15 protein-coding genes are annotated in these 18,754 nt (G+C 69.4%); 9 read left to right on the forward strand and 6 right to left on the reverse strand.

Features of this window, described 5'->3' with window-relative positions; translation table 11 throughout:
- Positions 1-30 precede the first annotated feature (30 nt).
- Positions 31-1,080, forward strand: coding sequence for a PP2C family protein-serine/threonine phosphatase (locus ACFY1J_RS26415; protein ID WP_390709435.1), 1,050 nt, complete (start codon positions 31-33; stop codon positions 1,078-1,080).
- Positions 1,081-1,105: 25 nt separating this feature from the next.
- Here ACFY1J_RS26415 and ACFY1J_RS26420 read toward each other — a convergent pair whose 3' ends face one another.
- Positions 1,106-1,591, reverse strand: a complete 486-nt coding sequence (locus ACFY1J_RS26420) for a cupredoxin domain-containing protein (RefSeq protein WP_390732071.1) — start codon at positions 1,589-1,591, stop codon at positions 1,106-1,108.
- A 219-nt stretch (positions 1,592-1,810) separates the two neighbouring features.
- Here ACFY1J_RS26420 and ACFY1J_RS26425 point away from each other — a divergent pair, with 219 nt between their 5' ends.
- Positions 1,811-4,219: a glycoside hydrolase family 95-like protein gene (locus tag ACFY1J_RS26425; protein WP_390732072.1), complete on the forward strand. Its 2,409-nt coding sequence runs from the start codon at positions 1,811-1,813 to the stop codon at positions 4,217-4,219.
- Here ACFY1J_RS26425 and ACFY1J_RS26430 read toward each other — a convergent pair.
- The gene (locus ACFY1J_RS26430) at positions 4,139-5,008 is read right to left on the reverse strand and encodes an alpha/beta fold hydrolase (RefSeq protein ID WP_390709438.1); all 870 of its coding nucleotides are present in this window, start codon (positions 5,006-5,008) and stop codon (positions 4,139-4,141) included. The genes ACFY1J_RS26425 and ACFY1J_RS26430 overlap by 81 nt on opposite strands.
- Positions 5,009-5,157: 149 nt before the next feature.
- On the opposite strand from ACFY1J_RS26430, the gene ACFY1J_RS26435 reads away from it, so the two are divergent.
- Both ACFY1J_RS26435 and ACFY1J_RS26440 read left to right on the forward strand, forming a co-directional pair.
- Positions 5,158-5,682 carry a CGNR zinc finger domain-containing protein gene (locus ACFY1J_RS26435; RefSeq protein WP_390709439.1) on the forward strand — a complete coding sequence of 175 codons (525 nt, stop codon included), beginning with the start codon at positions 5,158-5,160 and terminating at the stop codon, positions 5,680-5,682.
- Positions 5,683-5,788: 106 nt separating this feature from the next.
- Positions 5,789-7,504, forward strand: a complete 1,716-nt coding sequence (locus ACFY1J_RS26440) for an MOSC domain-containing protein (protein ID WP_390709440.1) — start codon at positions 5,789-5,791, stop codon at positions 7,502-7,504.
- A 63-nt stretch (positions 7,505-7,567) separates the two neighbouring features.
- Here the strand turns inward: ACFY1J_RS26440 and ACFY1J_RS26445 are convergent, their stop codons facing one another.
- From ACFY1J_RS26445 to ACFY1J_RS26455, 3 genes are all read right to left on the reverse strand, one after another.
- Complete coding sequence (locus ACFY1J_RS26445) at positions 7,568-10,603, reverse strand: SpoIIE family protein phosphatase (RefSeq protein WP_390709441.1); 3,036 nt, start codon at positions 10,601-10,603, stop codon at positions 7,568-7,570.
- Between the two features lie 249 nt (positions 10,604-10,852).
- Positions 10,853-11,026, reverse strand: a complete 174-nt coding sequence (locus ACFY1J_RS26450; protein ID WP_390709442.1) for a hypothetical protein — start codon at positions 11,024-11,026, stop codon at positions 10,853-10,855.
- Between the two features lie 76 nt (positions 11,027-11,102).
- A complete protein-coding gene (locus ACFY1J_RS26455; RefSeq protein WP_390709443.1) occupies positions 11,103-11,726 on the reverse strand; it encodes a LysE family translocator in 624 nt (207 codons plus the stop codon).
- A gap of 105 nt (positions 11,727-11,831) precedes the next feature.
- Between ACFY1J_RS26455 and ACFY1J_RS26460 the strand changes: the two genes are divergently transcribed.
- A complete protein-coding gene (locus ACFY1J_RS26460; protein WP_390709444.1) occupies positions 11,832-12,773 on the forward strand; it encodes a LysR family transcriptional regulator in 942 nt (313 codons plus the stop codon).
- Here the strand turns inward: ACFY1J_RS26460 and ACFY1J_RS26465 are convergent.
- Positions 12,718-13,776 (reverse strand): LacI family DNA-binding transcriptional regulator, encoded by a 1,059-nt coding sequence (locus ACFY1J_RS26465; RefSeq protein WP_390709445.1) that lies wholly within the window; start codon positions 13,774-13,776, stop codon positions 12,718-12,720. The two genes, ACFY1J_RS26460 and ACFY1J_RS26465, sit on opposite strands and share 56 nt — an antisense overlap.
- A 108-nt stretch (positions 13,777-13,884) precedes the next feature.
- Between ACFY1J_RS26465 and ACFY1J_RS26470 the strand changes: the two genes are divergently transcribed.
- From ACFY1J_RS26470 to ACFY1J_RS26485, 4 genes are all read left to right on the forward strand, one after another.
- Complete coding sequence (locus tag ACFY1J_RS26470) at positions 13,885-15,063, forward strand: phytanoyl-CoA dioxygenase family protein (protein WP_390732073.1); 1,179 nt, start codon at positions 13,885-13,887, stop codon at positions 15,061-15,063.
- A 620-nt stretch (positions 15,064-15,683) separates the two neighbouring features.
- Positions 15,684-17,036 carry a HEAT repeat domain-containing protein gene (locus ACFY1J_RS26475; protein WP_390732074.1) on the forward strand — a complete coding sequence of 451 codons (1,353 nt, stop codon included), beginning with the start codon at positions 15,684-15,686 and terminating at the stop codon, positions 17,034-17,036.
- A 40-nt stretch (positions 17,037-17,076) separates the two neighbouring features.
- The gene (locus ACFY1J_RS26480) at positions 17,077-17,856 is read left to right on the forward strand and encodes an SDR family NAD(P)-dependent oxidoreductase (protein WP_390709448.1); all 780 of its coding nucleotides are present in this window, start codon (positions 17,077-17,079) and stop codon (positions 17,854-17,856) included.
- Between the two features lie 106 nt (positions 17,857-17,962).
- Complete coding sequence (locus ACFY1J_RS26485; RefSeq protein ID WP_390709688.1) at positions 17,963-18,751, forward strand: ArsR/SmtB family transcription factor; 789 nt, start codon at positions 17,963-17,965, stop codon at positions 18,749-18,751.
- Positions 18,752-18,754: the final 3 nt, after the last annotated feature.

The following is an 18,754-nucleotide window of genomic DNA, read 5'->3' on the forward strand; positions in this document are numbered from 1 at the left end:
GGCCGACGCGAAACGGTACTGCTGTCACCGTTGCTGCTCACCGCCCTCATCACCGGCCTGGCCTTCGCCACCCCGAGGGAGATCGCGTTCAGCCGCCTGCTGCCGGCGGCACCCGCCCTCGCCGCCGCGTTGTGGACCGTGCTGCCCACGGTCCTCCTGGGAGTGTTCTGCCTGCTGGTCATGATCGGGCTCAGCATGGTCTACTCCGACCTCGGAACGCCGTACACGGCTGCCGCGATCATTGCCGTGACCCTGGCGGCCGCGTATGCGAGCCATCTCCGTCTCCAGCGGGAGGAGATGCTCTTCCAGGTGCGCCTCGTCGCCGACGCCGCCCAGAAAGTGCTGCTGCGCCCCCTGCCGTCCCGCATCCAGGACGTCGAAATCGAGTCGCTGTACCTGGCGGCCGCGGAGCACGCCCGGATCGGCGGCGACTTCTACGAGGCGGCCGACACCATGTACGGGGTCCGGCTGCTCATCGGTGACGTGCGCGGCAAGGGACTCCAGGCGGTGGGGGCGGCCTCGGCGGTGATCAACTGCTTCAGGGAGAACGCGTACGACCAGCCCGATCTGAAGGCCATCATCCATCGCCTGGAAACCAGCATCATCCGCTACAGCGTGGCGACCCGCTCCGCGGATCAGTCGGAGCACTTCGCCACCGCTCTGCTCGCCGAGATCCCTTACGACGGCGGGCAGGTCAGAATTCTCAACTGCGGGCACCCACCGCCACTGCTGGTGCAGCGCGGGGAGATCCGCGTCATCGAGCCCACCACCCCCTCACCGCCGCTCAACCTGGCCAATCTGCTCGGCGACCACTACAGCGTCGACACCGTCGCCTTCGCCTCGGGCGACCAGATGCTGCTCTACACCGACGGCGTGTCGGAGGCCCGCGACCGCGCCGGGCGGTTTTTCCCGCTGGCGGACTGGATGCGCCGACTCGGCCCGGCGCCGCCCCGTGAGCTGCTGCGCCGGCTGCACGAGGACCTGGTCCACTACAGCGGCGGAAGGCTGGAGGACGACATCGCGGCCCTCGCCGTACGCTCCGGCTGCCCTCGCGCTCACCACCACCCGCCGCAGGTGTAGCGGAGCGGATCAAGCCGTGGTGGCGCTAGTAGCCGCTGCCCGGGGTGGAACTCCCACCGCCACCGCTGCTGCCGCCACTGCCGCCGCCGACCGTGATCTCCGCCTTCATGCCCATGTCCTTGTGCCCGCCCACCGGGCAGTACAGCTCATAGGAGCCCTTCTTCAGCATGACCTTGAGCTGGGCCGACTGGCCCGGCTGAAGGCCGTGCGGCAGTCGCATCTCGGTGCCCTGGCCCTCGATCTCCAGGGAGTGCACGATGTGCCCGGCGTTCTTGGCGACAAACGTGTAGTCACCGGCCTTGAACGTCTTCGACGACAGGGCCAGGTGGTACTCGGTCAACTGCACCGTCACCGTCGTGGACCCCGCCTTGGCGTTCTGCGGCGGGCTGGACGTGGCCCCCGCTCCCCCACCCGAGCCCGAGTTCCCACACGCGGACAGCGCGGCGGCCAGCGCCACCGCGCACGCCCCTGCCGCCGCTCCGCTCCAGTTCGACTTCAACCTTCCAGCCACGGTCGGTCCTCCTCCCGTGTTCCATCCCTCATGGACAGATACGGGACAGGGCCCGTGATGGATTGCGGGGTGACGGGGCACAGGGATTCCGTTTGCAGCACGTGGTCACCTCGGTGCTGACACATCGGACCTATCTCGTCATGTTGACGAGGATGAGACCCTTCTCTACGGTGCGACACGGGATAGCTCCGATGAATCACCGAGCCGCCTGGAGGCAACGTGCCCAGCTCCGCCGTGCCCCGCCCGTCCAGACGAACCGTCCTCGCCACCGGATCCGCCCTGGGCGGCACCCTGCTGACCACGGGCCTGCCCACGCAGGCGACGGCAGCGGACCGCGCCGAGCCCGCGGCGAACCCCTCCGACCCCTGGCGCACCGTTCTCGACGACGCCGACCTGGTCTGGCAGCGGATGCCGACGGCCTGGTACGAGGGCCCGTTCCTCGGCAACGGCTTCCTCGGCTCCGGGATCTACGCCGAGCCGGGCGCCGCAGCGAAGGCGGTGCGGTTCAACATTCAGCATTCCGAGGTGCAGGACCACCGGCCCGAGTTCGGCTCCCTCTTCGGTCTGGCCCGGCTGCCGATCGGCTACTTCACCCTGGAGCCGGTGGGCGCGATCACCGGCCTCGACTGGCGGCTGGTGCTGCACGACGCCGAACTGTCCGGCACGATCACCACCGACACAGGCACCCTGGCCATGCGCGCCATGGTCCACAACGACCGCTCGGTCCTTGCCGTCGAGGTGACGCCGAGCGCGGGCGAGCGGGGCTTCCGCTGGGTGTTCCACCCCGCCGACGCGATCAGTCCGCGAGCCGCCTTCAAGCCGCTCCCGGACGGCTACCGGGGCAACCCGCCCGCCGAGGTCACCGACCACGACGGCGTGACCGCCGCCGTGCAGCCGCTGCTGGCGGGCGGACAGCACGTCACCGTGTGGCGGGAGCGGACCAGGGGCCGGACGCGAACCCTGTACGTGCACGTCGCGCACTCCTACCCGCACACCACGGCCCTGGACCGGGCTCTGAGGTCGGTCCGCGCCGCAGACCGCCTCCCCTATTCCGCCCTGGCGGTGGACCACCGCGCCTGGTGGCACGCCTGCTACCGCAAGAGCTTCCTGTCCCTGCCCGACGCCCGCATCCAGCGCTTCTACTGGATCCAGCTGTACAAGGCCGCCTCCGCCGCCCGCCGCGACGCCCCCGTGATGGCGACGAGCGGCCCCTGGCTGGAGCCCACGCCATGGCCCAACACCTGGTGGAACCTCAACGCGCAGCTGGAGTACTGGCTCATCCATGGCTCCAACCACCTTGAACTCGACGCGATCACAAGGGCGTTGAGCGAGTTCCGGGACAACCTCGCCAAGGAGGTTGCACCGCCGTACCGCACCGACTCACTCGGCATCCCCCGCACCACGGACCCCCACCTGGTCAACGGCGCGGCCGGCACCCTCACCGGCTATGGAGTCGGCGTCCCGGGCCAGGACCCGCCGACCCCCGAGGTCGGTGATCTGACCTGGGCACTGCACAACGTCTGGCTCAGCTACCGCCACACCATGAACGAGTCGATCCTGCGGGACGTCCTCTTCCCCCTGCTGCGCAAGGCGATCAACTACTACCTCCATTTCCTGGAGCCCGGCACGGACGGCAAACTGCACCTGCCCGCCACCTTCTCCCCGGAGTACGGCGGCAACTCACGCGACTGCAACTACGACCTGATGCTGCTGACCTGGGGCTGTCGCACCCTCCTCGAATCCGCTGAACTCCTCGGCATCGACGACGCGTTGGCACCCCGCTGGCGCGAAGTGCTGGCGAAACGGGCGCCGTATCCGACGGACACGAACGGCTTCATGATCGGCGCGGACATCCCCTTCGCGAAGTCACATCGCCACTACTCGCACCTGCTGGCGGTCTACCCGCTGTACGAGGTGACCGGCCGCACCCCCGACGAACTCGCCCTGATCCAGAAGTCACTGGCGCACTGGGTGGGCTTCGAAGGTGCCCTCCAGGGCTACACCTTCACGGGCGCGGCCTCGATGTCGGCACTGCTCGGCAAGGGCGAGGACGCACTGAAGTACCTCGGTGAGCTGATGACCCGTTTCATCCAGCCCAACACCATGTACAAGGAGTCGGGACCGGTCATCGAGACACCCCTGTCGGCGGCCCAGTCACTGCACGACATGGTCTGCCAGTCCTGGGGCGGAGTCATCAGAGTGTTCCCCGCGCTTCCCGCGGCTTGGGCGGACCTGGCCGTGCACGACTTCCGCACACAGGGCGCCTTCCTGCTGAGCGCGGCCCGACAGGACGGCACCACCCGCTGGGTACGGCTGTTCAGCGAGGCCGGCGCGCCCTGCGTCGTACGGCACGGGATCACGGGACCCGTCGACGTACGGGACGGGCGCGGCCGCCTCCTGCGGTACACCGACATCGACGCCGCCACCCTTCAAGTCACCCTGCACAAGGGCGAGTCGGCGCTGATCACGGCCGAGGGCGACCGGCCCGACCTGTCCGTCATGCCCGTACGTCCGAACGGGGACGCGCCCCGCTGGGGGCTGCCTCTGTCAGGCGAGGACGCGGGCGAGGAAGTTGCGGATGTGCTCGGTGATGACGGCAAGGTGGCTCTCCAGGGCGAAGTGTCCTGAGTCGATCAGGTGGATCTCGGCATCGGGCAGGTCCTGGCCGAACGCCCTTGCGCCGTCGGGGCCGAAGATCGCGTCGTTGGCTCCCCAGACCGCCAGCAACGGAACCCGGGAGTCACGGAAGTACTGGTGGACCTGGGGGTAGAGGTCCACGTTGGTGGGGTAGTCGCGGAAGAGCTTGAGCTGGATCTCGTCGTTGCCGGGCCGGTCCAGCAGCGCCTGGTCGTGGACCCAGTTGTCGGGGCTGACCAGGCTCGGATCGGCCACTCCGTTCAGATACTGCCAGCGGGTGACCTCAAGGGTCAGGGCGCCGCGCATGGGCGCTTCGGTGCCCGGTCCCGGAGACGCGGTGTAGGCGAAGACCTCGTCCCAGAAGGGCTTGACGAAGCCCTCTTCGTAGGCGTTGCCGTTCTGCGTGATGATCGCGGTGACGCGGTCGGGGGCCTGGAGCGCGAGCCGCCAGCCGATGGGGGCGCCGTAGTCCTGCACGTACATCGCGAACCGGTCGATGCCCAGGTGCTTGAGCAGGCCGGAAGTGACCTCGGTGAGGGCGTCGAAGGTGTACGGGAAGTCCCGCAGGGCGGGCATGGCGGACTGGCCGAACCCGATGTGATCGGGAGCGATCACGTGGTAGCGGTCGGCGAGCGCCGGGATCAGCTGGCGGAACATGTGCGAGCTGGTCGGGAAGCCGTGGAGCAGGACCACGGCGGGGGCGTTCGGATCACCGGCCTCCCGGTAGAAGACCTCGAGACCGTTGACGGTGGCGGTGCGGTGGTGGACTGCGGAGACCATCTCTCTAACCTCTCTTCTAAGCTTTACCGGTTATGTCTCCAGTCGAGCACGCTCGATCTAACCTGTCAAGCCTCTTTCATCAGTTAGACTTCAGTCAGACTCGTTCAACCGATCGAGCAAGGCAATCCGGATCCGGGGAGGAGGCGGCCATGTCGGCCGGTCGAGAGCCGCAGGACGCGCTGCTGGAGCTCCTCAACAGCACGCCGGTCGTCGACGGGGCGGTCCTGGACCAGCTCGCAGATCCTGAAGCGGCAAGGAGCTGGCAGCGGACCCACGGCGGCGACGGCAGCGCGGAGGAGCGTCGGCACCTCCTGCATGCGCGCGATGCCCTTCAGGGTGTGGTGCGCGGCAGTCGGCCGGCCACGTCGCTGGCTCCGCTGCTCGGCGACGTCGTCTCCCGCCCTCGCGTCGGCCCCGATGGGGTGGCCTGGGAGCTGGACGCCCCTGCGGAGCGCCGGTTGGCGGTGGAGGCCGTCATGGCCTGGAGCGCGCTGCAGGAGACGATGCCCGGCCGGCTGCGGCCGTGCGCCAACGCGGAGTGCCGACGGTTCCTCCTCGACCGCAGCAAGCCCAACAAGGCCCGCTGGTGCTCCATGGCCGTCTGCGGCAACAGGATGAAGGCCCGACGCCACTACCGGCGCACCCGCGACGCCGCGGCCGCCGACCACTCATGATCACGGAATCGCGGCACCACCGGCACACGAACTAGGATCAGCCCGAGCGCACGGTTCACTGCGCCATGGGGGCTGCCCCGGCCGGACACCGCGCAGGAGGTCCGCAATGGCGACGCTGCTGTCCGTCAACACAGGAACGCCCAAGGACGTCTCCTGGCAGGGAAGGACCGTCCGCACCGGAGCCTGGAAGTCCCCCGTGGACGGCCCGCGGACGGCACGGCGGCTGAACATCGACGGAGACGGTCAGGGAGATCTGGCCGGACACGGCGGCGAGATCCGTGCCGTGCTCGTCTACCAGTTGCAGTCCTACCAGTACTGGCAGAAGCAACTCGGCCGCGACGACCTGACCTTCGGGATGTTCGGGGAGAACTTCACCGTCGACGGCCTGCCCGACGACGAGGTGTGCATCGGCGACCGGTACCGCATCGGCGAAGCCGAGTTCGAGGTCACCCAGCCGCGCGTGACCTGCTACCGCGTCGGCCTGCGCCTGGGCGAACCCACCATGGCCTCCCTGCTGGTCGCCCACCACCGCCCCGGCTTCTATCTGCGCGTCCTGACCGAGGGACGCGTCCAGGCCGGCGACGAGATCACCCTGACCCGAAAGGGCCCGGAACAACTCAGCGTCGCCGACACCGACGCGTTGCTCTACCTCCCCGACCGTGACCCCGCCAAGCTCCGCAAAGCACTGAACATCCCGGCCCTCAGCCCCGGTTGGCAGCAGTCCTTCCGTGAACTCGCCGACGCGCAGCCGCCGAGGCAGGAAGGGGGATGGCCGGGCTTCAAGCCCATGCGTGTCGCCCGCATCGTCCCCGAGACCCCGACCGTCTCGTCGATCTACCTCGACGCCGCCGACGGCACACCGCTGCCCGAGGCCCGCCCGGGCCAGTACCTCTCCGTCCGCCTCACCATCGGCGATGCCGCTCCCACCGTGCGCAGTTACTCCCTGTCGTCGGCGCCCACGGCCGACAGCTATCGCATCAGCGTCAAGCACGAGCCGCACGGGCAAGTCAGCGCCTACCTACATGCCGCGCTCCGCCTCGGGGACCTCGTGGACATCGCCAGCCCCCGGGGAACGTTCGTGCTGGAAGACGGCGCCCGGCCGGTCGTCCTCATCTCCGCGGGGATCGGTGCCACTCCCGTACTGGCCATGCTCCACCGACTCGCAGACACCCAAGACCCACGCCCCGTCTGGTGGATCCACACCGCGCACGACCGCGCCCACCACGCCTTCGCTGACGAGACCCACGCGCTGCTGGCCCAACTCCCGCACGCCCACGAGCACATCTACTACAGCACCGGAGCCGTCCCCGGTCGCGACGAGCCCCACATCACCCAGGGGCGTCCGACCGCCCGGTCACTCGCGGCCATGGACATTCCCACCGACGCCGACGCCTACCTGTGCGGACCGCCCGCCTTCATGGACGACCTGGGAGGCTTTCTGCGCGATCATGGCCTGCGCCCCGAACGCATCCATACGGAACAGTTCAGCGCCCTGTCCGCCATCAATCCCGGCGTAACGTCCACCACCGCGGTACGGCCGCACCAACCCCCCGGTCCACCGGGCACCGGACCCGTCATCACCTTCGCCCGCAGCGGCATCACGACCCCGTGGTCACCGGCTCACGCCTCACTCCTCGACCTGGCCGAAGCCTGCGACATCCCCACCCGCTGGTCCTGCCGCACCGGTGTCTGCCACACCTGTGTCACCCACCTCCTGTCGGGCGACGTCATCTACACCACCCCACCCCTCGAACTCCCCGAGGCCGGTACGGTCCTCGTCTGCTGCAGCGAGCCGACCACCGAAGTCGTCCTCGACCTCTAGCGGGCCGTCGGCGGAAGGCCGGATGCCCCGTACGACCGCGACATCGGCCACCGACCCGTCGGATCAGACCGACGTGGCGGGGAGGGGCTGTTCGGTCCAGATGGATTTGCCGGTGCGGGTGTGGCGGGTGCCCCAGCGCTGGCAGAGCGCGGAGACGAGCTGCAGGCCGCGGCCGCCCTCGTCGGTGGCGGAGGTGTGGCGGATGTGCGGTGTGGTCAGGCTCGCGTCGGAGACCTCGCAGATGAGTGCGCGGCTGCGGAGCATGCGCAGCCGGATGGGGCCGCAGGCGTGCCGGACGACGTTCGCGACCAGCTCGCTGACCAGGAGTTCGGTGGTCATGACCAGGTCCTCGTCGGTCAGGTCCCAGTCGTTGAGCTGTGCGCGGGCCAGGTCGCGGGCTTGGCCCGCCGCCACCGGGTCCTCCGGCAACGGCCATTCGGCGACGTTCTCCGCGTCCAGCGGGTGGGTGCGGACCAGCAGCAGGGCGGCGTCGTCTATCAGCTCGCCGTGGGCGGGCAGGAGAGCGGAGGTGAGGGTGGCGCAGAGGGTGTCCAGGTCGGACGCGTCCACCGGCAAGGCAGGCATGGCATTCACGGACTCGAAGAGAAGCTCGGCCAGGCGGTTCATGCCGGTGGTGACATCCCGGTCCTTGCTCTCGACCAGGCCGTCGCTGTAGAGGGCGAGCAGGCTGTCGGCGGGCAGCAGGGTCTCGTGGGTTTCGAAGGGCGGGGCGGCCACCCCCAGTGGCGGGTCCGGGGTCATGGGCAGGAAGGTGACGGTGCCGTCGGGATGGGCCACCGCCGGGGGCGGCTGACCGGCGCTGGCGTACGACAGAAGCCGGGTCACCGGGTCGTAGATGCCGTACAGGCAGGTCACGAAGGCATCGGTGCCCTGCTCGCCGACGATGTCGTTGAGGTGGCCGAGGATTTCGTCGGGTGGCAGTTCCAGTTCCGAGAGGGTGCGGACGGCTGTGCGCAGTCCGCCCATGGTGGCGGCCTCGGCCATGCCGTGGCCCATGACGTCGCCGATCACGAACGCGACCCGGGCCGCGGAGAGCGGGATCACGTCGTACCAGTCGCCGCCGACGTCGGCTCCGTGCTTGGCCGGCTGGTAGCGTGCCGCCGCCGTCACCTCGGGCAGCTCGGGCAGTTCCTGCGGCAGCAGGCTGCGCTGGAGGGTACGGGCCCGGGTCGTCGCCTCGTCGTAGAGCCCGGCCCGCTCCAAGGCCTGCGCGATCAGTCCGCTGAGCGCGGTCAGCAGCGTTCGTTCGTCATCGTCCAGCACCCGCGGTCGGCCGAAGCAGATCACCGCCGCGCCGATCCCGCGCCCCGACACCGCCAGCGGCAGAAAGGCCCACGCCTGCGTGCCGCCCTCCCTGATCAGGATGTCGGTCTCCGGGTAACGCCTCAGGAACTCCTCGGGGGACGAGATGTAGAGGGGGGTGCGGGTACGCAGGGCGTCCCCCACCGGGTTAGTGGTGTCCCGCACTGCCCACTGCCCGTCCAGCAGTCGGGTGAAGCGCTCCGAATGTCCCCGGGAGCCGACCACCTTCAGCCGGTCGCCGACCACGCCGACCATGATGAGTCCGGTCGCCCCGAGGGGTGTCATCACGCCGTCGGCCACCGCCGCCATCACGTCCTGGGCCGTGACAGCCTCGGCCAGCTCCCGCGTGATCCGCTGCACCAGGGCCGCGCGCTCCGCGGCAGCCCGCTCCGCGGCGGCCCGCTCGGCCTCCCGCAGATGCCGCTCGGTGGTGTCGGTGATGTAGAGGGTGAGGCCTTCCGGCACCGGCACCAGCCGCAGGTGGTACCAGGACCTACCGTCCGACCCCGGTACGTCGAATCCGGCCGGCTGGCCCTCGGCCACCGTGGCCCGGCACCGTTGTTCCAGCCCCGGCACGGCACGTACGACGGGAATGTCCCAGAGCAGGGATCCGGCCACGTCTCCCGCGGCGCCGAGGAGTTGCTCGGCGGCCTGGTTGAGAAATCCGATGCGCCAGTCCGTGTCCAGGGAGACGAAGCCGTCGCTCATGTGTCGCAGCGCCCGCCCCACCGACTCGGCGGCGGCATGCGTTTCGCTGCTGTCCCGGAGGGTGCCGATCACCTTGACCGGCGTCCCCTCCTCATCCGTGATCGTCCGGGCACAGGCCTCGATCCAGAGGTAGGTACCGTCCTGGCGGCGGATCCGGTACTCGTTCTGGAAGCCGCCGCGCATCTGGATGCCCGTGTCGAAGCCGGCCACCGCCCCTGGCAGGTCGTCCGGGTGGATCAGCTCCGCCCACGCCTCGATGCCGCCGTTCATCACCTCCGGATCGATGCCGGCCAGCACCTCCTCGACGGGCAGGTCTGCGGTCAGCGCGCCGGTACGCAGGTCCCAGGTGTACGTGATGGAGGGCATCCGTTCCGCGTCCCACGGGGCGGCGGCCTCCCGTGGTCCTGGCCCGCTCTCCAGCGCGCGCAGCAGGGTGGGCGACGGATTGAGGATTCCGGACGCCCTGAGCCTCCCGGACATCCACGCCGCCACCTCGGTCAGAAACTCACACTCCGCCGCGCCGGGCTCGGCGCCCGGGGCGAAGAGGACGGAGAGCGCGCCGCGCCGCCAGCCACCGCTCGGAATGGGGACGGCCAGGTGTCCGATGCCGGCGGGGAGTCCGGAAGGCCACAGGGCGGCGGGGTCCCGGCCCGGCACCGGGTCGGGCGGGGCCAGGTCGGGCTGCCAGCTGGTGGTGTCGTTGCGGGCGGCCCTGCTGGGCGGCGCCGTGCCCCGTACCGGGATGATCACCCAGGGCCGGGTCATCGTCTCCGGCAGGCCACTGTCGGCGACCAGGTAGAGGATGCCGCTCATGCCGCCGCCAGGCAGATGCACCATGCCGCCCAGGCCGTGCACCTCGGCCACCGCCTGCTGGAGCGCGGTCAGCAGCACTTCGACGTCGCGCCGGTCCTCGTCCACGGCGTCCAGCAGCAGCATCCGCATGCGGTGTCGCTCCGAGGGCCGATCGGTCTGTATGGTCCCCATGCCCTGCGGCTGGTGCAGCACATGGGGGACGTGGGATATGGACGGGCCGCCGTGGTCCGCGTCGCCGCCTCTGGTATTCACCACTGCCGACCCTCGCCTCCGCTCACCGCTTGGGTATCCCACTGGGACGCATGCGATCGGATGTGGACCAGCAGCGATCTACATCCGTTCAATCCATCGTAATCGGAACAACCTAGGTGATTTCATTTACATACGGTACCGTTCGCACCCGATCAACCGTATGTAGCGTCGGCTCACTCCTCGTCGCCGGGCGGCGCGGCGTCGTCGACGTAGTCGTGGTGGGGGGACTGAAGTGACACGGTCCAGCGGCGGTCACGTGGGCATGTCGTCCGTCCGCTCGCCCTCTGCCTGGGAGGGCTCGGTCCTGGGGACGTCCGGGTGTTGCTCCATGGCCGCCCGCTCGGTCGGCTCCTCGCGCTCCCCTTCGGCCTGGGAGGGGGTGTGAGAGTACAGCCAGGCGTCGTAGTCCGAGGCTCCGGTTTTCATGGCGGGCCTCCCTCGGTCGCTCATGTTCCATGGTCCTCCGCGGATGGCGGCAGCGCCAGGTCGGCCCGGGTGCCCGTCAGACGCCGCCGGCCACCGCCGTACCGAGAATCAGCAGTACGACGCCGGTGACGATGCTCAGCCATCGACCAACCCCCGGCCTGGACACCAGCGCGCGGCCCCTGCCGACGGCCCAGGTGAACAGGACGTACCAGCAGACGTTGACCAGGGCCCACATCACCCCCAGGGCGATGCTCGACAGCATGACCGGTCCGTCGGCCGTGACGAATTGGGGCAGCACAGAGACCGCGAACACGCCTGCCTTGGGGTTGCCGAGGTTCGTACCGAGTCCCGCGGAGTAGGCGCTCCACCAGCTCGGTTGCCGTGTCGTCGCGAACTCCGCGGGCGCGGTGGACGTCGGTCGGGCCGCCCGCAGCGTGCTGATGCCGAGGGCGATCAGGACGATCCCACCCGCGATGCGTACGACCGCGTAGGCACCGGGATTGGCCAGCAGGACGGCCGACAGCCCGGCCGCGGCGGCGGTGGACCAGATCACCAGTCCCGTCGCGTTGCCGGCGATGGTCGCCCGGGCCAGGCGGGAGCCGCCCTCCAGGGTCTGCCGGACCATGAGCGCCTGTCCCGCGCCCGGAAGCATCGCCAGCAGCCATGTGGTGATCACGAACACGGGCAGGTGGGTGGGCACGTCGATCAGACCTCTCTGGAGTTGGTTGCCTTGCCCCACCCAGGCTGGCCTGTTCGAGGAATTCAGAGAAGTCGGGGATCAGCCCATCAGCATTAAGATAATTGAATGCCATCAGACCCTGGACAGCTCCGGCTGCTCGCGTTGATCGAACGCCACGGCTCCCTCACCGCGGCCGCCCACGTCCTCGGCCTCAGCCCCGCGGCGGTGACCCAGCAAGTCGCCCGCGCGGAACGGGACTGGGAAGCCCCCCTCGTCCTGCGCGGGCCGCGCGGAGCGGCCCTCACCGCCGCCGGTGCCCTGCTCGCCCAGCATGGACGCGTCATCGACCAGCACATGGACGACGCCGCCGCACAGTTGTCCGCCCTGCTCGGGCATCTCGCGCTGCGCCTGAAAGTCGGCGCCTTCCAGGCCGCCGCGCTCCACGTGCTCCCGCCGGCCCTGACCGCTCTGCGCCACCGCCATCCCGACGCCGACGTGTCGGTCCAGGACGTACTGTCCGAGCACGGGATCGAGGAGATCGCCGCGGGCGGGCTCGACCTTGCGGTCATCGCCTCCTGGGGCGCGTTCCCCGAGGCGCCGGCGCACGTCACCCTGCACCCGCTGTTGCTGGACCCCATGGTCGTCGTCCTCCCCGACGACCACCCCCTCGCCGCACAAACACCCCGCGACGCCCCGCTGCGCCTCGAAGATCTCCGCGACGAGTCATGGGTGACCATCCTGGCCGGCCACGCCGCACGGGAGCAGTTCGACCAGGCCGCGGCCGGCGCCGGCTTCACGCCCAGGATCAGGTTCCAGACCGCCTCGTACGACGTCGCCCAGGCCCTGGTCGGCACGGGCATCGGCGTCGCACTGGTCTCCCGTCTGGCCCTGACCGGGGTCCCCGGGACCACCCACCGTGAGCTTGCCCGACCCCGGCTTCACCGCCTGCTCCACGCGGTCACCGCGACCGAGACCGCCCTCACCCCCTTGGTGGACGTCTTTCTGACTCTCCTCAGGGACGTTGCCGAGGACCTGACCGCGACATGGACACATCCGGCGGCAGATTGAACGGCGTGACCACCTGGATCGCCGAAGGGAGGGTCGGCGCGTCGTCCGGCAGTGCCTTCTTGGCTCGCATGATGGTCTGGCAGGCGCGGCGCACATCCTGGCGCAGGTCGTGGTGAAGCACTGCGGAAAGGCGGCGCTCCCTCAGCAGCCGCGTGTTGTCCTGGTCGAGGTCGTGTGCGACGAACACGGCACATGACCTCCCCAGGGCGTCGAACGCGTCCAGGGTGGCGAGGTTGCCTCCGCCCATCGAGTAGACCGCGACGATGTCCTCGTCGCGCTTGAGCGCTTCGAGAACCAACTCGCGCTGGGTGGCATCGAGGCCGTCGCTGTCCGTCACCTCCACCAGGGAGCGCTTGGGGTCCGCGAGGCGCATCGCGCTGCGCAAGCCCATCTCGCGCTCCTCCTCACCGCGGAAGGAGCCACGGCTGATGGTGGTGAGCACATTGCCGGGCCGCTCGCCGAGCCACTGCTGAAGGAGGTAGGCGGCGGTGGCGCCCGCCGCGCGGTTGTCGATGCCGACGTACGCCAGGCGTGCGCTGTGGGGCAGGTCGGTGACCAGAGTGACGACGGGGATGCCGGCCGCGACCAGCCGCCCCACGGCGGCTCCGATCTCCGGCAGGTCCGGGGCCTTGAGGATCACGCCCTGTGCCCCACGCTTGGCGATCTTGTCCAGGATTCCGATCAGTTCGTCGGGAGGACAGGTCTCACGGAAGTGGAAGCGCGAGCGCACCACCGCGGGCTGCAGGGAGGGCAGTTCGGCCTCCAGCGCCTCGCGGACGGCGGTGGAGAACCGCTCCGGTGCCTGCATCACGATGTCGATCATGAAGGTACGGCCCCCGATACGGACCTGGCTCTGCTGCCGGTCCAGGTCCTTGATGGCTTCGTACACCTCCCTGACCGTGCCCTCCCGCACGTTGCCCCTGTTGTGGAGAACGCGGTCGACCGTGGCCGTGCTCAGTCCGGCCTGGCGGGCGATTTCCCTGATCGGATAGGGGTGGCGCATGAGTGATCCCCGGAGACGGTGATGGACTTTTGATGTATTGCTGAGGGTTGAATGATGGGTTCGGGTTCCCAAGACTGGCAGAAAGGCAGGCACTGCGAAAGGACCCGAATGTCCTCCACGACTGCGGGAGAGCCGACCTGGTTCACCGAGGCCGACTGCAATCTCGACGCGTTCCGCTCGCTCGTCGAGCGGGAGACCGACGCCCATGGCCACCCCTTTGCCGAGCGGGCGGAACAGGGCGTGCTGCTCTACGACAGCGACCGGCTCCGCGGCCTCACGAGCACCACCGAGGGCCGTCGCAACGTCCAGAGTGAACTGGTCCGGGCGCTGCTCGACGGTCCCGGCATCGTGGTCCTCAAAGGCGCGTTCGCCGACACGACCGTCGTGGACCGGACATCCGAAGCCTTCAACGCACTGATCGAGGAGGAGCGCGCGACTGGTGGCGCCCGTGGTGACCACTTCGCCGCGCCGGGCACCAACGACCGGGTCTGGAACGCCCTGGAAAAGCTCGCCGTGCGCGCACCGGAGGTGTTCGCCGACTACTACGCCAACGACATGCTGAGCCTGATCGCCGAGGCCTGGCTGGGCCCCGCCTACCAGGTCACCTCACAGGTCAATGTCGTCAATCCGGGCGGGGCCGCCCAGCGCGTGCACCGCGACTACCACCTCGGTTTCCTCACCCAGGAGCGCGCCGCCGCCCATCCGGCGCACGTCCACCGCCTGTCGCCCGTACTGACCCTGCAGGGCGCGGCGGCCCACTGCGACATGCCCGTCGAGTCGGGCCCGACGCTGTACCTCCCGCACTCGCAGAAGTACGGCCCCGGCTACCTCGCATGGCGACTCCCGCAGTTCGTCGAGTACTTCGAGTCCCACCACGTCCAACTCCCCCTGGACAAGGGCGATGCCGCCTTCTTCAACCCCGCGCTCTTCCACGCCGCCGGGCACAACCGCTCCACCGGCATCCGTCGCATGGCGAACCTGCTGCAGATCTCGTCCGGCTTCGGGCGGGCCATGGAGTCGGTGGACCGGGAGGCGATGACGAACGCGCTCTTCCCGGTGTTGCTGCGCCGCAAGGCAGAGGGTGCCTCGGAGGACTGGCTGCGCCGCGTGGTCGCCGCCACCGCCGAGGGCTACCCCTTTCCCACCAACCTGGACCTCGACCCACCGGTCGACGGCCTCGCACCTCCCTCCCAGGCGGACACGGTCTGGCAGGCCGTCGTCGGGGACTGGAGCCCTGAGCGGTTGCGCAAGGAACTTCAGGAGGGTGCCAAGCGGCGTCGGAGCTGAAAGGACACAGCGTTCACGCGTAAATATCAGGTGGGCGTGTCCGGGCGGGGGTCGGGCTCGGGGCTCACCGTGGGGGCCGAGTTGCTCCCCGACGAACTGCGGCGCTGGTCACGGCTCAGGACGAGTGTGCGCCCGAACGTGGTCAATGCCGCGAGCCCGGCAAGCAGACTTCCGATCGCCGAAATCGTCGCTGCCCCGGATCCCCCGTCGGTGCCTGTTCCGACGACAAGGACCGTCTGCGTGACTACGGGCACGGCCTGATCCGTCGGTTGACCGCTGGGACGGTCCGGTGTGCCGACAGTGGCCTGGCCCGCGGGGTCGGCGCTCCGAGTTGGCGTCTGCGTGTACCAACTGGTCGACGTCAGCGGCTCGGGCGACCCCGTGACATCCGCGTCCACGCTGCGGGCCGCCAGAACTCCGCTCAGGACCAGAAGACACAGAGCAACGGCCATCCAAAACGCGGGTTGTGTGCGTAAGTTATGTCTTCCCCCCATGACTCCCCCTCCTTGCAAGGGTATTGCGGGCGCTGTACCACGGGGAACGGATCGGCCAAGTACCACCCGGCCGGATGGCCGCGAAATCCGGACGCGCTGACACACGCGAGAGGGGAGGATGGGCCCATGACTGACATGGGCGGAAACCGGGACATACTTGGCAGCGCCGTCGACCAGTTGGCCGACGAGTGGCTCAGTGGACTGATGATGAACCCCGCACTGCCTGGCACGGCGCTGGCACGGCTGCTCACTGTCGAGCAGTTGCCGGGTCACAATTCGTCGTGGCTCGCCTGGCGCCCTCTCGATGCCGAGACCACTGCCATATTGGTGAACGCCCCGGAGGTCGAACGTCGGATGGATGCTCTGGCGAACCCGAAGGCCGACGTCGAGATACTGGCGCGGCTCGTTCATGACGCCGAACCCCGGGTGCGCCGCGTCTACGCCGGACTCGTCGGTGACTTCGGCCGGCGCATCCCGGACGGGGTCCTGGAGACTCTGGCCACGGACAGTCATCCGCGAGTCCGGCGGATGGTGGCTACTCAGCAGGAGCTGCCGGTGGCCACTCGGGCACGGCTGTCCGAGGACGACGACGCCTCCGTGAGGGCAGTCGCCCTCAGCCGGGAGCTGTGGCCCGTACTCCCGGCCGACGTGCGCGAAGCCCTACTGGCCGACCCGGAGCCGGAAGTCCGGCAGGCCGTGGCCAAGCTGCTCGCCCCCGAGACCGAGCCTGAATCCGATCCCCGTCTCCGCGTCCAGGATCCCGATCCCCGGGTACGCCGCGCTGCGGCCGAAGACCCTCTCGTGCCGACCGAGGTGGCACTGCGGCTGGCGGACGATCCCGACGACGACGTCCGGCTCGCCCTGTCCATGCGTGAGGACCTCACCGAGGAGCAGCGCTCCGCGATCCCCTACGTCGTACCGGGCGGCTATCACACGCCCCCATGCTGGGTGGTGGAACGCGGTCACGAACCGGAGGTCGCCCGCCGGGCGGCCGCGTCCGGTCATGTCCTGCTGCGGCGCAGCATCGCCATGCACAAGCATCTCCCGTCCGATGTGGTGAACCGGCTGGCCGACGACGAGGACTTCTTCGTCAAACTCACGCTCTGCCAATCCTGCGCCGATGCCCCTCATGAGCTCGTGGTCGAGATGTACGCCTACTGGCACGGTCTCAAATGGAGCTTCCTTCGCTCACACCCGAACTTCGCCGAGCCGGGCCTCGCCCGCTTCGCCGACCATCCCAACCCCCGGCTGCGGCGCGCCGCGCTCGAGGACCCGGAGGGCGGACCGGAGCTGGTCCTGCGGCTGGCCGACGACCCCGTGGTCGGCGTCTGGGCGGTACGCGACCCACGACTGCCCGCCGACGAACTCATGCGACGGCTCACCGATCCCGACAGCGCGTCGGCTGCCACAGCAAACCCCACCCTGCCTCCTGCTGTGATGCACCGCCTGCTGGACCTCGCCGGTGCGGCCAAGGGGTGACTGGAACACCGCCGGGCCCGGAGGATCGTAGGGTGCGGGCATGACCTCGCAGGCGTACCTCTCCGAACTCTTCTCGCTGGACGACCGCGTCGCCGTGGTGACCGGCGGCAGCTCCGGCATCGGCCGGGCCATCGCGGTGGCCCTCGCGCGCGCGGGTGCGAGCGTCGTGGTCGTGGCGCGCAAGGAGGAGGAACTGGCGGCAACGGTGGGCGAGTTGGCGGCCCATGGCTGCCGAGCGGCCTGGGTGAGCGCCGACCTGAGCACTCGGGACGGTGTGCGCGCGGCGGCCGAGGAGGCAGCCGAGGCGTTCGGGGAGCCCGACATCCTCGTCAATTCCGCCGGGGTCAACCTGCGCCCTCCCATGGGAGAACTGGGCGAAGAGGTGTGGGACACCACCATGGCGGTGAACCTGGAGGCGCCGTACCTGCTGGGACAGCGGTTCGGACCCGGCATGGCCGAGCGCGGCTTCGGACGCATCATTCACATCACCTCCCAGCAGGCCCATCGGGCGTTCGTCCAGAGCGGTGCCTACGGCGTCTCCAAAGGCGCGCTGGAGTCGCTGGCCCGCTCGCAGGCCGAGGCGTGGTCGCCGTACGGCGTCACCTGCAACACGCTCGTACCGGGCTTCGTCATGACGCCGCTCAACACACGACTGTCGTCCGACCCCGAGAGGGTGGCGGCGCTCGCCGCACGCACGATGATCGGGCGCAACGGCCTGGCCGAGGACTTCGCCGGCGCAGCGGTGTTCCTGGCGAGCCGTGCCTCGTCCTATGTCACCGGGCAGGCGATCTTCGTCGACGGCGGGTTCTCCGTTCACTGAGCCCATTCAGCGATCGGGCGCTCGGATGAGCACCCCTGGATCTCGCCGTTGACATTATGCAGGCAGTTACCTGCATAATGAGAATGTGAGCCACGAAGCGACGGCGATGGACTCGGTCTTCAAGGCGCTGGCCGATCCCACCCGACGACTGCTGCTCGACCGTCTGCGTGAGCACAACGGCCAGACGCTGCGCGAGCTGTGCGAGCGCCTGGACATGGCGCGCCAGTCGGCGACACAGCATCTCGACATTCTTGAGCGGGCCAACCTCGTGACTGTCGTACGGCGCGGGCGGGAGCGGCTGCACTACCTGAACCCGACACCCATCCACGAGATCGAGGAGCGCTGGATATCGGGGTTCGACAGGCCCCGCCTACAAGCACTCAGTGCCATCAAGCACCAGGCAGAGGAGTACGCCATGACCAACGAACCCACGTCCGTGCCGACGTATGTCTACGTCACCTACATCCGCGCCGGCGCGCAGCAGGTGTGGCAGGCCCTGACCGACGCGGACCTGACCGCACGCTACTGGGGACACGCCAATGTGTCGGACTGGCAGCCGGGCTCGCCCTGGGAGCACCGACGCGTGGACGGATCAGGCGCCGTCGACGTCGTCGGCCGGGTACTGGAGGTTGAGCCTCCGACGCGCCTGGTCATCACCTTCGAGGACTCCCCCGACGCCGAACAGCCGAGGGAACCATCGGTCGTCACCTTCCTCGTCGAACCGCACCAGGACATCGTCCGCCTCACCGTGACCCACGAGAACCTCGCCAACTTGGACATGTACAAGGGTATTTCGCAGGGATGGCCGGCCGTGTTGGCGAACCTCAAGTCGCTGCTCGAAACCGGCGACGTCCTCCCGCAGGCGCCTTGGGAAATGCATCGCGCACACACGTGAGAC

The sequence above is a fragment of the Streptomyces sp. NPDC001406 genome (assembly GCF_042895285.1).
Taxonomy (GTDB): Bacteria; Actinomycetota; Actinomycetes; order Streptomycetales; family Streptomycetaceae; genus Streptomyces.